This is a genomic window from Porphyromonas levii DSM 23370, assembly GCF_000379925.1.
In the GTDB taxonomy this organism is placed as follows: Bacteria; Bacteroidota; Bacteroidia; order Bacteroidales; family Porphyromonadaceae; genus Porphyromonas_A; species Porphyromonas_A levii.
Genome location: NZ_KB904233.1, coordinates 1 through 15,253, shown reverse-complemented (window position 1 = coordinate 15,253; position 15,253 = coordinate 1). Strand labels below are relative to the sequence as shown.

At 50.2% G+C, this 15,253-nt stretch carries 9 protein-coding genes and 1 tRNA gene; 2 read left to right on the top strand and 8 right to left on the bottom strand.

The window, feature by feature from the left end; all coding sequences use genetic code 11:
- Position 1: 1 nt before the first annotated feature.
- From A3GG_RS0102095 to A3GG_RS0102080, 4 genes are read right to left on the bottom strand one after another with little or no spacing between them, the layout of a single operon-like run.
- The gene (locus A3GG_RS0102095) at positions 2-454 is read right to left on the bottom strand and encodes a YqaA family protein (RefSeq protein WP_018357676.1); all 453 of its coding nucleotides are present in this window, start codon (positions 452-454) and stop codon (positions 2-4) included.
- Positions 455-460: 6 nt separating this feature from the next.
- Positions 461-1,366, bottom strand: a complete 906-nt coding sequence (locus tag A3GG_RS0102090; RefSeq protein ID WP_018357675.1) for a hypothetical protein — start codon at positions 1,364-1,366, stop codon at positions 461-463.
- 1 nt (position 1,367) lies between these two features.
- Positions 1,368-2,654, bottom strand: coding sequence for a phosphoribosylamine--glycine ligase (purD, locus tag A3GG_RS0102085; protein WP_018357674.1), 1,287 nt, complete (start codon positions 2,652-2,654; stop codon positions 1,368-1,370).
- Between the two features lie 9 nt (positions 2,655-2,663).
- Entirely contained in the window at positions 2,664-4,778 is a 2,115-nt protein-coding gene (locus A3GG_RS0102080) for a S9 family peptidase (protein ID WP_248637641.1), read from the bottom strand.
- Between the two features lie 746 nt (positions 4,779-5,524).
- Here A3GG_RS0102080 and A3GG_RS0102075 point away from each other — a divergent pair.
- A tRNA-Ala gene (locus tag A3GG_RS0102075) sits at positions 5,525-5,601 on the top strand.
- 142 nt (positions 5,602-5,743) lie between these two features.
- Here A3GG_RS0102075 and A3GG_RS0102070 read toward each other — a convergent pair.
- Positions 5,744-7,438 carry a tetratricopeptide repeat protein gene (locus A3GG_RS0102070; protein ID WP_018357672.1) on the bottom strand — a complete coding sequence of 565 codons (1,695 nt, stop codon included), beginning with the start codon at positions 7,436-7,438 and terminating at the stop codon, positions 5,744-5,746.
- A 228-nt stretch (positions 7,439-7,666) separates the two neighbouring features.
- Here A3GG_RS0102070 and A3GG_RS0102065 point away from each other — a divergent pair, with 228 nt between their 5' ends.
- A complete protein-coding gene (locus A3GG_RS0102065) occupies positions 7,667-8,515 on the top strand; it encodes a hypothetical protein (protein WP_018357671.1) in 849 nt (282 codons plus the stop codon).
- 360 nt (positions 8,516-8,875) lie between these two features.
- Here the strand turns inward: A3GG_RS0102065 and A3GG_RS0102050 are convergent, their stop codons facing one another.
- The 3 genes from A3GG_RS0102050 to A3GG_RS0102040 all read right to left on the bottom strand — a co-directional run bounded on the left by A3GG_RS0102050 (position 8,876) and on the right by A3GG_RS0102040 (position 14,818).
- Entirely contained in the window at positions 8,876-10,660 is a 1,785-nt protein-coding gene (locus A3GG_RS0102050) for a DNA topoisomerase 3 (RefSeq protein WP_018357668.1), read from the bottom strand.
- A 79-nt stretch (positions 10,661-10,739) separates the two neighbouring features.
- Entirely contained in the window at positions 10,740-12,488 is a 1,749-nt protein-coding gene (locus A3GG_RS0102045; protein ID WP_018357667.1) for a phospho-sugar mutase, read from the bottom strand.
- Positions 12,489-12,634: 146 nt separating this feature from the next.
- Positions 12,635-14,818, bottom strand: a complete 2,184-nt coding sequence (locus tag A3GG_RS0102040; protein WP_018357666.1) for a heavy metal translocating P-type ATPase — start codon at positions 14,816-14,818, stop codon at positions 12,635-12,637.
- Between the last annotated feature and the right edge of the window lie 435 nt (positions 14,819-15,253).

Genomic DNA, 15,253 nt, shown 5'->3' with positions numbered 1-15,253 from the left:
ACTAAAAAAGCGACATCACCCAATCGAAGGCGCCGAATAGCACCAGGTAGCGGAGGAACTTCCCTACAAACATCCACATAGCCACACTCCATACATTGGCTTTGAGCAAACCCAAGGCTACAGCAAAGAAATCGCCAACACCGGGGAGGAAGACAAAGAAAGCCATCCAGGAGCCTCGCCCTTGAAGCCAACGTGTCCACTTATCTACCTTCTCCTGTGGCATCTTGAGGTACTTCACAATCCACTCGGTCTTGCCCAGCCACCCAAGCCAGTAGCAACTCATGCCCCCGAGGAAGTTACCAAGGGTAGCTGCAATCAATACCGGCACAGATGCCGCACCAGCGGCAAGGACGCCCAGCACTACGGGTTCCGAACCGAAAGGTAATACCGTTGCGGCTAGGAAGGCGGCCAAGAAGACCCCGATATAACCGTATTCTATAAGGAAATCAAGCATAATCTATCACAATGTAGGTTGCCCTAAATATAACCATACGCGCACACCTACGGCAGCAGAGAGTACGACCAGCAAGGGGAGGAGTAGCCAACGGGTACGCCTCTGGGTGAGAAGATAATCGGCAATGGCTCCACTGAGAAAAAGAGACGATAGGAGGAACCCATAGTTGCCTTCACCCTGCACACCATAGAGGAGATTCATGAGCATCAGCACCCATGCAAGCTGAATATGGTAGCCCATTGCCACACGCACACGCACCGTACTGGCACGTATCATCTGAGAGACGGCTACCGACACCACCACCAGATAGGCTGTATCCAGCACCAACAGTGGGATATCCAACAGCTTAGGCCAATGAAGCGCACCAAGCGGAGCTATCCATCCAGACCAGTACTGTAGGATGCCTGCCCAGCTACGAGTAGCAAAGAGCATGGTGGCAAGCGCTAAAATGGTAAGATACCCTGCCACATAGGCGATGATATGCCTAAGCGAAGAGGAGTGTATCGTCCGCAGTTTGCCCAAAAAGAAGGGCAATAAGACCACGAATATCGGGTGAATAAGGAAAAGCAATGCCAATGCCACACCGAGGTCGTAGACAAAGAATGTAGAGCGACTTCGGCTAATAGACATCACCACACTATCACTCAGAATCACCGCTAATATCATGGCGATAAAGCCAAGATTGGTAGCGGAGATCCCCGTTAGCGGTACACCCACAAGATACACAAGGAGGAGCAACAGCCCCAAAGGGCGCACATGGTAGGTTCCATACGCCAACTCACCATGGCGCCGCACCGCTAGCAGTGCCAATACAACGAAGACTACGGTCAGCCATGGCGAGGCGAGCAGAGCCGCCCACCACTCCCCTAGTTGTGGCAGGTATAGACTCACGAGTGACGGTCTTTCTACCATCTCAGAGCTTTAGCAGGTCTTGACCTATATCCTTACGGTAGTTCATCCCCTCATAAGAGAGCGCCCCTACCCTTCCATACGCTTTGCCTAGAGCCTCCTCTATAGAACCGCCCATAGCCGATACAGCTAGCACACGACCCCCAGCCGTAACCACCTGGTCGCCATCCACCTTGGTCCCCATGTGGAACACCTGTACCCCCTCTGTCTCCTCTCTGAGCCCAAGGATAGGGAACCCCTTCTGGTACGTCTCAGGATAGCCTCCCGATACCGTGACCACGGTAGTAGCCACTTCGTCGAACTCCAAGAGTGGTTCCATAAGGCCTAGTATCTGATCGCGTAAGGCAAGCATAGAGCCCACGAGGTCGCCCCTAATTCGTAGCATCACAGCTTCGGTCTCGGGGTCGCCCATACGGCAGTTGTACTCAATGACATAAGGGTCGCCCCCTACATTCATCAGCCCGAAGAAGATAAATCCACGGTAGTCTATCCCATCTTCGAGAAGCCCCTGAATGGTAGGGCGGATAATACGCGTCTCTACCTTCTCCATAAAGGCATCGTCCACAAAAGGCACAGGAGAAACGGCACCCATACCTCCGGTATTGAGTCCTGTATCGCCATCGCCAATGCGCTTATAGTCTTTTGCTGTAGGGAGGAGCATATAATCCTTGCCATCGGTGAGCACAAAGACGGAGCACTCTATCCCCTTCAGATAGCTCTCCACTACCACACTTGCGCCAGCGGAACCAAACTTTCCCCCCAGCATCTCGCGCATTTCTGCCTCTGCCTCCTCGAGAGTCTCAGGAATCACCACGCCCTTACCCGCAGCCAGACCGTCGGCCTTCAGCACGTAAGGTGCACGCTCCTCCTCCCTCAGATAGCGAAGCCCCTCCTCTAGAGTCTCACTTGTGAAGGTACGGTACTTAGCAGTGGGGATACCGTGACGTGCCATAAAATCCTTGGCGAAGTCCTTGCTCCCCTCCAGCTCTGCCCCTACCTTGGTAGGACCAACGATATAAAGATCCTCTAGCTCTGGATCGGCATTCAGGTAGTCTACCACGCCTTCTACAAGCGGCACCTCAGGACCTACCACCACAAGCTCTATCCCCTCCTTTTTGATAAGCTCCGAAAGCCCCTCGAAGTCCGATACCCCTATCGCCACATTGTGGCACTTGGGCAGCTGACCACCATTACCAGGCGCCATATAGATATCCGAGATCATACCACTGAGCCCTATCTTCCAAGCTAGCGCTTGTTCCCTTCCCCCATTGCCTATTACTAAAGCCTTCATACCTCTTATTTATAGATGATCCTCAAAATACCTACATATCACCTTGTGCAGATGCACACGGTCTTGCCCCCTCACATTATGCTCGTCCATAGGGTAGACCATATAGTCGGGCAAGGTAACCGCCTTCACGGCAGCCTGTAGGAAGAGCTGTGAATGCTGCCAGAGTACTACAGGATCCACACCGCCATGGATAAGGAGAAGACGCCGCTTGAGGTCGCCCGCCCTCTTTATCAGATTATTCTTGGCATAGCCCTCAGGGTTCTCCTCAGGCGTATCCATATACCGCTCACCATACATCACCTCGTAGTACGACCAATCCATTACAGGACCACCAGCAACGCCTACCTTGAAGGTCTCTGGATAGGTGAGGATGAGGTTGGTAGTCATAAAGCCCCCGAAGCTCCAGCCATAGACACCGATACGGTCGCTATCCACGTAAGGCAGCCCCTTGAGGTACTCGATGCCCTTCATCTGATCTGCCATCTCCACGGTACCGAGCTGGCGATGCGTGATGCTCTCGAAGCCCATACCGCGATGGGCAGTACCACGGTTGTCTAGGGTAAATACCACGTATCCCTGGCTCGCCATATAGGTATCCCAACCCATGCGAAGCCCTCTCCAGCTATCGTTGACCAACTGAGAGTGTGGTCCTCCATACACATAGAGCACTACAGGATACTTCTTACCTGCCTCTAGGGTCGCAGGGCGGGTGAGCTTATAATACAGATCATCGCCCGAGTCACTCTTTAGGCTCCCCAGCTCCACTACTGGTTTTTCATAAGCCACAAGTGGATCCTCAGCACGCAATATCTCCTTCTTCTCACCCGACTCAAGCGAAACGAGCGTAGAGACACCAGGGGTATTGAGGTTGGAGAAGTTGTCGAGGAATAGCTTGTAATCATCCGACATAGTCACGCTATGCCAACCCTCTCCCTCTGTGAGGCGAACCGAAGCGCCGCCCTCTAGGTTTACGCTATAGAGGTCTTGCCCTATGATATAGTCTTTATTGGATGTAAAGTAAATCTTCCCAGCATGCTCATCGATACCGAGTAGCTCCTTTACCTCCCACGCGCCCCTTGTAATCTGACGCAGTAGCTTGCCCTCGCGGCTATAGAGATAGAAGTGGCTGTAGCCATCCACACGGCTCAGGCGCACAAAACGTCCATCGCTTAGGAAGTGGATAGGCTCACGGGGCTCGATATACTTAGGATTACGCTCCTCGATAAGCGTACGAAGTAGGCGACCACTCGTAACATCGTACTCCCTCAGATGGGTCACTTGCTGGCTGCGCTCTACCTCATCGATCAGGAGACTGCGGCTATCGGGCGCCCAAGCAATATTGGTAAAGAAACGATCGTAGGGCGCACCCGTCTCTAGGTACTGGATAGTACCTGCCTGTGTGTCGTAGATACCAATCGTAACCCGCTCACTCTTTCGCCCTGCCATAGGATACTTGATGGGGTCGTGCACGGCAATATGGCTATTGATACGCACGATAGGATAAGGCTCCACATCACTCTGGTCGTTGCGGTAAAAGGCGACGTAACGACTATCTGGCGAGATAAATAGACCGCCACTTATTCCAAACTCGCTGCGGTGCACCTCGATACCATAGGTGACATCGAACGAACCGTCTTGCGTAAGTTGGTAGGGCGTACCGCCAGGTACCATCACCGCAATATTTTTGCGGTCAGATAGCATCATATAGCTCCCATTGGGTGCTACCTGCTGAGCAGTCCACTCGTCACGGTCTACAGTGAAACGCCCTACCTCCTTCATCTCATGATAGTCAAAGAGAATATAATTGTCATCGACCCATCCGGCAAGGATGCGTTCAGAGAAAGGGGTAAGGTTGCCACGACCTCCGACATCTTCCCACTTCAACAGCCTGCTCTTGACATCCATCCCCTGAGCATAAAGCCCGTCTTGCATGTGTAAGAGTACCCCCGAAGGAGATATACCCACCACAGGCAAAGACTGTGGTACTATCTTCCAATATTCCCTGGAGCCAGGCGTAGCTTCCTCTATGGTCACTTTTTTCAGCTCTTGAGCGTAGCTGAATGGCATACTCGCAATGGCTAGCAATAGCGCCAACCCTGTTGTCACTCTTCGTACTATCTGCATAATCATTTAACTATTTACTTCCCCCAGCTACAAATTTACCAAAACTTGCTCTATTGGGGACGAAACTGGTTATAGGGAGAAACATTAGCGCGGTTTTCGTTACCACGCTTGAACTGAGGAGCGGAATCTAAGCCCCCAACCCCCCTAAACCGAAGGTAGCCCATAGGCAAGGGGGCTTTTCTCCCGTTGCTCATCTAGCTACCTGACGTTCAATCCCCCTTTAGGGGGTTTGGGGGGCTTATCCCTTGCCTATGGGCTACCTTCTCGTTGTCGCTCCTCCCCATCATGGGATCCGTGACGAGCGCAAGCAGCCAAATTTATTCCTAGGAATAAATTTATTTATCTGTACAAATAAAAATATTTATCTCTAGGAATAAATATATTTATTCCTAGAGATAAATTTGGGTGCTCGCCGTCGTAGCACTGCCTACGACGGCAAGCCCGCTTGGCGACTCAGTAGTGGACAAAGGCGATGATGTATTTCGATGGGTGCTCTCTTTGGCAACAAGATATGAGTCATAGCGTGTAAGCATAAGCTCCATGACCTAAGGCCTTTCCCCCGTCCCTTATGCTCTATCATCATCATAAGGGCACTTAAATTTCAGCGCATAGTCATAAAGGAGACCATGGGAATGGCACTTTAGCCTATCGATTGTGCTATAATACCGATTTCAAACTATTTTTGTCCTAATTTGAGAATATGTATTGGTCATCTGAAAGAATTTATTTAGGTTTGCAACAGACACGGGGAATTAGCTCATCTGGCTAGAGCGCGACAATGGCATTGTCGAGGCGACCGGTTCGAGTCCGGTATTCTCCACCAACTAAATTTTATCTCTAAGAACACTAGTTTAAGATCATTGATTTTCCAGAAGGCTTCGAACCTGAGACAGGTTCGGAGCGTTCATTTTTTTATACGTATAGTACGACATCTTCCTCTTATCTAGCTATGTATGTACCTCGGCTTACTTGAGAGCGCTCTGGAAGAAGCTCTGACTAGCGAAACGGGCAAACTCCCTATCCTTGAGGAAACGGGCTGCCATGCTAGGATTGAGCTGTACAGACTTGCGGATAGCCTCAGCCATCATAGCGGGTTGCGACGTACGTGCGCCGATGAGAGCCTGTAGGTAATAGCTGGTGGCATCTTTGTGATCGATGAGTTCGAACAGATCAGATGCACGGCTGTAGTCCTTATTGAGGATCTGAGCCAATACACCATTATTGGTAGCTACATCGTACAGTGCCTTAGCTGCCTCGGCATACTTACCCTGCTGCATGTACACCAAACCCATTGTCTCGCCCAGCTCTGGCACATTGGTTGCCTGACCGATAAGGGTCTCTGCCTCTGCGAGCTTGCCATCGAGAAGCTGCAGTAGCCCGAGGTTCATCTTCACCTCAGGGAGCTTGCTGATGGATGCTGCCTTATCGAAGTAGCTCTTAGCGGTATCGTAGTCACCTGCCTGATAGCTCAGCACACCGAGGTTGTTATACGCACGGGCATCGCTAGGGAACTGAGCTGTAGCTTGGGTATAGATACGACTCTTCTCTGCCACCTTATCCGTAAGGGTTGCGGAGTAGAGGAGCTCTTCCACATTGAGCTTACTTGGATTATTCTGAGATAGGTTCATAATCTCGTCGTCGCTCTTGCCGATAATCTCTACATTGGCGATAAGGCGTGAACGACGTAGCCTAGGCAGAATATCATCTGCCAACTGGCTGAATACAGAAGAGATATTCTTGATCTCGCGCTCGCGAGTCTCAGGGTCTTTGTACATAGAAAGCACCGAGAGGATAAGCTCTTTATCCTGGATGTTGGACTGCTCCACGAGCTTTTGGAAACCCTCCCAATCCTGAGCGGTATAGTATGCACTCATAGGCACATCCGCTTTGGCACGCTTCAGGTCGCGGGCAATCTGTGCGGAGGTATTCTTTTCGCGCTGAGCAGAGAGCTTTTCATTCAGCTCACGACCGCCATCGGGCGAAGCATAGGCTTGCACCTCGACATCCACCTTTTGGTTAGGCGTCATATCGGCACTCTCTACGATATCTTTCCACTCACGCACATCGGCAGAGTTGAGCTCCGAGCTACGTACATTAGCCTGCTGGATAAGGAAGTGGATATCGGCATCGTACTTCTCCTTGATAATCCTCTGGAAGATATCTGGGGCAATCGCTGGGGTAGCAAATTCTGCGCTAGCGAGTGCCTCGGTGGCAATCACGCCCTCGCCAATCTTGAGCACGGGGAGCGCCACTTGCTTACCATTGATACGTGCATCGAAGAGGAGCACTAGCTCGCTTTCGGACATCTCTGGCTTATACTTAAAGTCGGAGTACACTGTAACCGAGGTAGGGGTGTCGTAGGCTATGGTGGTAGCATTGCCACGTAGCTTCTCGCCCTGGAAGTTGTAGGTAGTGCCCCACGCCTCGCTCCTTGCATACTTGAGCACAGGAGTCACACGCACCTCGGCGTTCTTATTGAACCACTTAGCTGGGAAAGTGATGGTAATAGTTACCGGTACACGACCGCCCTGTAGTACAAGTGGCTGTGGATCTACGACGACTTGACGAGCATCAAGCGGCTTGAGCTTGCCGGCACAAGAACTCATCAGTACCACTAGAATAGAAAATAGTGCACCAAGCACTAAATGTTTGATCTTCATATAATCAATATTTTGAGTGAAAATTATTCTGGAGCACAAATATACTTACTTTTGAGGAGATATTTATTCCCTTCTCTGCCAGATTCTGCGGTTACTCATTTATGCTCTCCGTGTTGCACTTAATACTGGAAAATACGTTGGAATGTGTCACATTTATATTCTTTTGGAATAGATAGATTTTAGTATATTTGTGGTTGAATTTTTATCCACTTATAAACGTAATAAAGTATGAACTTGAGAAATCTACCCTTTTATTTTGCTGCAGTGTTTATAGCTATAGCACTGCTTGTGTCTGCTTGCTCTTCAAGACAAGAGGAAGATCTACTAAATCTAGGTGCTAAACAAAGCAAAAATATTTTGGAGGAGATAAACAACTCTAATGCTCTATCCCATATGGGTATAGCACACAATGAAATTGTTGATTTATTAATAAGTCAACACGGCTCCACTTTAAGAAGTTCCGATATGACGGATACAGAATCTTACGAATTCATAAAAGAGAAGGTTTTTGAGTCTATTGGGAAATATGAAATTCCTGGACTTTCTCTAAGATCAGAAAGCGGTGATGTAATAACACAAGAGGAATTCAATGAGATATACGATGATGTTGTCCTATTAAACTATGGCAAGAAAACCGAAGATATGGTATTTTATACCTCCGACGATGCAAAGTATCTTAGCGACAAACAAAAGGAATTTATTGATGAAATAGAAATTATAATGAAGGACACCGATCTCTCGATAGAGTCTGTGTTAAATAGAATATCGAAAGTACAAGATGGAGCTATCAACAATCTTAGCGAAGAAGAACTTGCAGTAGTTCTAACTGCAACTAGCATTGCTGCTAACACTTGTTCATATTGGCATAACTATTTCAAAGAGAACACCTTAAGAGCTGATTTTAGCTGGAAAGAAGTCGGAGTCTCAGATGTTGGAGGAGCTGTAGCCGGTGCAGTGGCAGCTGGTGCTAGATGGGTGTTTTGTGGTCCTCCTGGATGGAAACTCACTGCAGCACTCGTTGTTGGAGGAGCAGCTGGGGCTTCAGCTGCAAACGCTGTTAAACAGTTGTTATTATGAAAAAGAAATACCTTATTTTCTTTCTGATATCAGTTTTTTGTACTGTCATACTTTCTCTTCTATCAGAGTCTAGCATCCCTTACAAGGAATCTTTTTTTTCAAGCGTAACATTTGTGCTGTTTTTTGCAACTTTCATTTTTATGGACAAAAAAAAAGATTAACCCAGCAAGAGGGTTTTCAAAAACTCAGAATCAATAGAAAACTTCTGATATTTCCATAGTTTCTGACTGTCATGAACAATTAAAACAACCGCCATCATTGAGTTTTATCTCTCTGATGGCGGTTTTTATTCTACCCTAATTCAATATCGAAGTACAATTACTTCATAAATATTGCACTTCGAGGTTGAATTTAGAGCATCTAGGACGTTTTGATGACCTCTTGTACCAATCCATGAACCATTTGCTTTAGCTCGGATAGAAACTGATCTGTGCGATACTCTCCCCGATCTATCAGTCGAAGCTTATACTCCCACTCCCCAGTAAGCTCTACGCTCTTGAGCTGCTCATTGGCTATGGTATGAATCAAGTCTACGCCCAATGGTGTAGGCAAAATACTTTTCCCCTTGCGCTCTATGTAGCCGCGCTTGAAGAGTATCTCGATGATAGCGGCTCGGGTAGACGGTCGCCCAATCCCCTTGCTCTTCATTGCCTCTCGCAGCTCTTCGCTATCCACCATCTTACCTGCCGTCTCCATGGCATTGAGGAGGGTGGCCTCGGTATACTGCTTAGGGGGATGGGTCTCTTTGGCCAGGAGATCGGGCTTATGCGGACCGTGCTCTCCTTTGGTGAAAGTAGGCATCACCTGCTTGTCGGAGGGCTCTCCCTCCTCCTCACGCTCCTCTTCCTGATTTTGGTAGAGAGCCTTCCACCCTTCGGCGGTCACGACTCTACCTGTCGCCTTAAACTCTATCCCAGCCACGTCTGCCAAGACCGTGGTCTGCTCGTACTCCATGTCGGGGTAGAAGATAGCGAGGAAGCGTAATACGATCATATTGTATATCTGACCGTGAGCTTGGTCGAGGAATCTTGGGAGCATCCCTGTAGGAATAATCGCATGGTGGTCGGTGACCTTAGAGCTATCGAAGTACTTCTTGAGCTTACGTAGCTTGCCCCCTTGGAGAAGCGGACTGCACTGCTGGGCATAGGCGGGATAGAGCTGCTGCACCGTAGGCAAGCAATTGTCGTAGACATCATCGGGCAGATAGGTGGTATCTACACGAGGATAAGTGACCAGCTTCTGTTCGTACAGCGTCTGCACGATTGCGAGAGTTTGCTCAGCGGTAAGACCAAACTTCTTATTCGCCTCTATCTGTAGGCTCGTAAGGTCGAAGAGCCTAGGCGCACCCTCTTTACCATTCTTCTTGGTTATCTTGGTGATGGTGAGCTCCTCCGAGGCTATCTTCTCAATTACCTCATTGGCCTCTGCCTCGGTGCTATAGCGACCTTTGGTGGAAGCGAATAGCACCTCCCTATAGAGCGTCTTGATCTCCCAATAAGGTTCGGGCACGAAGTCGCGAATCTCCTCGAACCGATCCACGAGTAGCGCAAGCGTGGGGGTCTGCACACGCCCTACGGAGAGCACCCTACGCTCACCGCTTTTTCGGTACTTGAGGGTATACAGACGGGTAGCATTGATCCCCAGCACCCAGTCGCCGATAGCGCGAGCAAGCCCTGCGTGATAGAGGTTGACGTACTCGCTCTCGGGCTTAAGCTCCTGAAAGGCTTTCACAATGGCTTCATTGGTCATCGACGATAGCCACAAGCGCTTTACCGGCACCCTACACTCCGCCATCTGTAGTACCCAGCGCTGGATGAGCTCTCCCTCCTGCCCTGCATCGCCGCAATTGATCACCTCTGTAGCTTGGCTTACCAGTTGCTTGATGACCCCGAACTGCTGTTGTACCCCACTATCCTCCATTACCTTGATACCAAAGCGCTCCGGTATCATGGGCAAGTGTACCAAGCTCCACTGCTGCCAATGGGGGTAATAGTCGCCTGGTTCCTTAAGTGTACAGAAGTGTCCATACGTCCAAGTGACCCAAAAGCCATTGCCCTCGAGATAACCTTGACGCTGTACATTCGCCCCTATCACCGCCCCTATATCACGGGCAACGGAGGGTTTCTCACAGATACAGAGAATCATTCTACTCTTCTACAAAGACACTAAGGACGGCAAGGACACAGACCATTAGTGTCCTTGCCGCCCTTAGTCCTATTGAATATCAGATACCCAATTGAGTGCGGATCTGCTGTACACGCTCTGCGCTCTTCACCCGAGCAGCATCAAGCTCCTCAAGGTTCTTTGGCTCGGAGTGTACCTCAATGTAGAACTTAATCTTAGGCTCCGTACCAGAAGGGCGGATAGATAGCTTGGTGCCATCGGCACAACGGTACTGGAGGACGTTGCTCGTGGTAGGCATATCTAGTGTATAGGTATCGCCACTCTCTAGTAGCTTGCCCTCTAGTGTAGCATAGTCGAGAATCTCCACTACATTCGAACCAGCTAGCTTGGCAGGTGGGTTCTGACGGAAGTCACGCATCATCTGCTCTATCTCCTCTGCACCACTCTTACCTGGGCGGACGACCGACACATTTTGCTCTAGTGAGTAACCGTACTGTAGGTAGATCTTCTCTAGGAGCTCGTAGACACTCTGCCCCTTGTCCTTAGCCCATGCAGCTATCTCTGCGAAGATAAGGCAAGCGGTTACCGAGCACTTATCGCGTACGAAGTCGCTCCACAGGTAACCATAGCTCTCCTCTCCTCCACCGAGGTACTCTTTCTTGCCCTCATTCTTACGGATAACATCGGCTATCCACTTGAAACCAGTGTAAGTATCGTAGAGCTCGATATTATTGCGCTTAGCAATAGCAGCGATGAGGTCAGTGGTCACAATCGTCTTGACCAAGTACTGGTTAGGCTTGAGGTTGCCTGACTCACGGCGCTTCTCTATCGCATAGTAGGCGTAGAGCAGACAAGTCTGATTACCATTAAGTAGCACCCAATTGCCTTCTTTATCCTTTACTGCGGTACCTATACGGTCGCCATCAGGGTCTGTTGCCATCACAATATCGGCATCGATAGCCTTCGCTTGGTCTATCGCCATCTTGAGGGCAGCAGGATCCTCGGGGTTAGGAGAAACCACGGTAGGGAAGTCTCCACTCACGAGCATCTGCACCTCTACAGGGTGGACATTCTCGAAACCAGCCTCCTTAAGGGTGCGTGGTAATACCTGACCACTGGTACCATGTAGTGGGGTGAAGACTATCTTGAGCTGACTCTGGCGCTTGATAACCTCAGGGGAGAGACGCTTAGCAAGCGCATCGGAGATAAACTTATCGTCCATATCCTTACCGAGCATCGTAATCAGCTCTGCAGGACCATCGAACTTGATTTCGTCTACCGAACGAATCGCATTGACCTCCGAAATAACGTTACGATCGTGTGGCGCAATCATCTGAGCGCCATCGCTCCAATAGGCCTTGAAGCCATTGTACTCCTTAGGATTGTGCGAAGCCGTAAGCATCACACCACTCTGGCAACCTAGGGTACGGATGGCATACGATACCATAGGCGTGGGGCGGAGTGCCTCGAAGAGATACACCTTGATACCATTGGCGGCGAAGATGCCTGCCACCATACGAGAGAATTCCGAACTGTGGTGGCGGCAGTCATAGCCAATCACCACCTTAATCTCCTGTTCAGAGCCAAACTCCTTGAGCAGATAATTAGCAAGCCCTTGGGCTGCTGTGCCCACGGTGTACCTATTCATGCGGTTGGTACCAGCCCCCATGATACCACGCAGACCACCTGTACCGAACTCTAGATCCTTGTAAAATGCATCTACCAACTGTGTCGTATCCGAATTATCCAGAAGCGCCTGCACCTCTTGGCGAGTTGCCTCATCATACTGAGGGGTAGTCCAACTCTCAGCCTTTGCCCTAATCGTTTTCAATAAATCTTCTGTCGCCATACCTTTATTTTTAGTGTATATACGTTATCCATCTGTGATATGCAAACTTACAAAAAAATAGGAAACCTAGCCCCACATCTGGCCCCCAAACCCCCTAAAGGGGGCTTGAACGTCAGGTAGCTAGATGAGCAATGGGGAAGCCCCCTTTAGGGGGTTTGGGGGCTAGGGGAGTTTTGAAGGCGGAGGGAATTGAGCACGACGCAGACCGAGCTAAACGCCATGGCAGCAGCGGCAATCATAGGGCTCACAAATAGGTTGGGATAGAAGACTCCTGCGGCAATAGGTACGGCTAGGAGGTTGTACACAAATGCCCAGAAGAAGTTTTGGTGAATAATTCGCACGGTCTTGCGAGACAACCGTATGGCGCGCTCTAGAGCATAGGGCGAACCGCCTATAACAGTAACTTGGGAGACGCTATTGGCGATATCGCTACCGCTACTCATGGCGATACTGAGGTCGGCAGTGGCAAGCGCGGGCGAATCGTTGATACCATCGCCTACCATGGCTACCACCTTGCCTTGCTGCTGAAGTGCCTCGATGTAGCTTTTCTTATCCAGTGGGGATAGTCCGCCACGCACCTCAGCAATACCTAGCTCCTGGCCAAGGGCTTGAGCCCGTTCGAGTCGGTCGCCAGAAAGGAGATGGATGGTAGCACCAGTCTCTCGGTGCAACTGTTGCAAGGCTTCCCTACTATCGGGACGCACCTTATCCTCCACTACGAGGAGCGCAAGGAGCTGTTCGCCCTTGGTGTAGTACACAAAGGTAGCAAGGGGGTGCGCCATCTCGAGAGGGTGTGCTACTGATAGTGAAGCGGGGCGCTTATTACCCACAAAGTAGGAGTCACCTTGGTATTCAAAGCGAAGCCCTACACCCGCCACTTCCTCCACATGCTGTGGCTCAGCAGTATGCTGCATCATACTGAACCTCGAGAGGATAGCGGCTGCAAGGGGATGACTAGACTGCAGTTCCGCACGCACGAGGAGCGCCTCTTGCTCTTGGCTCATATCGCCAGCATAGGCAATCACTTCGGAAGTACCCTCCGTGAGGGTACCGGTCTTATCGTAGACGATATCGGAGACCTTCGCAAGGCGTTCGAGCGCCACGGCATCGCGTATGAGCAAGCCTTCCTTTGAGGCTTTGCCCATAGCCACAGTAATGGCAGTAGGGGTAGCCAGTCCGAGTGCACAAGGGCAGGCGATACAGAGCACGCTGATGGCGAAGTAGATACCGTGGAGCCAAGGCTGCTCTATGCCACCCACGCCCCACGCCACGAGGGTAAATAGTGCGATAGCAAGGATAAAGGGGACAAATACGCCCGACACCTTATCCGCAATACGCTGGATAGGGGCCTTGGAGGCTTGTGCCTGTCGTACGGCATCTATAATGCGCCCTAGGAGAGTGGCACTACCCACCTTGGTAGCTTGTAGGGTGGTGACTGCTCCTACCGATACGGTACCAGAGAAGACCTCACTACCGCTCTCTTTGTTCACTGGCAGAGGTTCGCCTGTGATACTACTTTCGTCGAAGGTCCCATGCTCCTGGAGAAGCCCATCTACAGGTACTCGGTCGCCCTTGCGCAGGCGGATATAATCGCCTATCTGTATCTCGTCCACATGAAGCTCTACCCACTCATCGCCCCTTCGTACCAGTGCCGTCTCGGGGGTCAATGCCATAAGATTGCGGAGTGCGTCATTGGTCTTGTACTTGGCACGCTCTTCGATATACTTACCCAGCAATACAAAGCTCATAACCATGCCCACGACATCGAAGTAACTATTACCAAAGAGACCACCCTCCTCTATAGTGCCCAAGATGGTGTAGCGAATAAGGCTGAAGAAGTAGGCAACACTTACGCTCATACTGATGAGGGTATCCATGCTGAATGTGAGGTGGGTGAGCTGCTTGAGCGCCCGCTTGTGGTAGCCCCCAGCGGAGTAAAACATAATGACGGTGGCAAGGATGAGCATCACCAAGTGTGTGAGGCGCTCGGGCACCCCTAGGTGCGACACCGCCATCATAACAATGGTAAGAAGCACGGTGACAATGAGCCTGGTGCGGACATGCGAAAGCTCGGCACGCTCCCGCTCAGCTCTCTGTGCCTCACGCACCTCGGTACGCTCCTCTATGAGCATATCGTAGCCAAGGCTTCGTACCTCGGCACGCAACTGCTCGGGCGAGGTCTTACGCTCGTCGTAGGTGATTACCGTGCGCCCCTCTAGGAGGTGCACCTCTGCATTCGATACGCCTTTAGCTTTGTTGAGTTGGGATTGGACGGCTGCGACACAACCAGCACAGCTCATGCCCGTCACGGTGAATATCTTTTTTTCCATCTCTTTACGATTAGTATAGTATCCATGAGAGGGACCCCCCTAGCCTATTGGTGTTGGGGTCTAAGGTCTCCTCCTTATAAATAAACCTCCTTCCCCCACTATTTGTTTGCCCTCCCCCTACTGAGGGTGCCAAAAAGGAGGTGCACCTTTCGGCACACCTCCTTATATGAGACTGTTGCACATTCGAGTTTAGACGTTTTTGACTGACCTTTTTTCAGATTTTCGTCTTGTCTAGCTTGAAAAATCGCCTTGTTTTTTGATTATTCTCCTCTGTAAAAGCTCTAAATATGAGCTTTTACAGAGGATTTCTAGTACTTATCTCATAACAAGTGCTCCTCTTATAGAGGCTTCTTCATTTTGCAATAATGTATTGAGGTATAACTGGGGAGCTCTTTTGATGTTGTAGCAAATGGCTTCAAGTATATTTTGTGCATG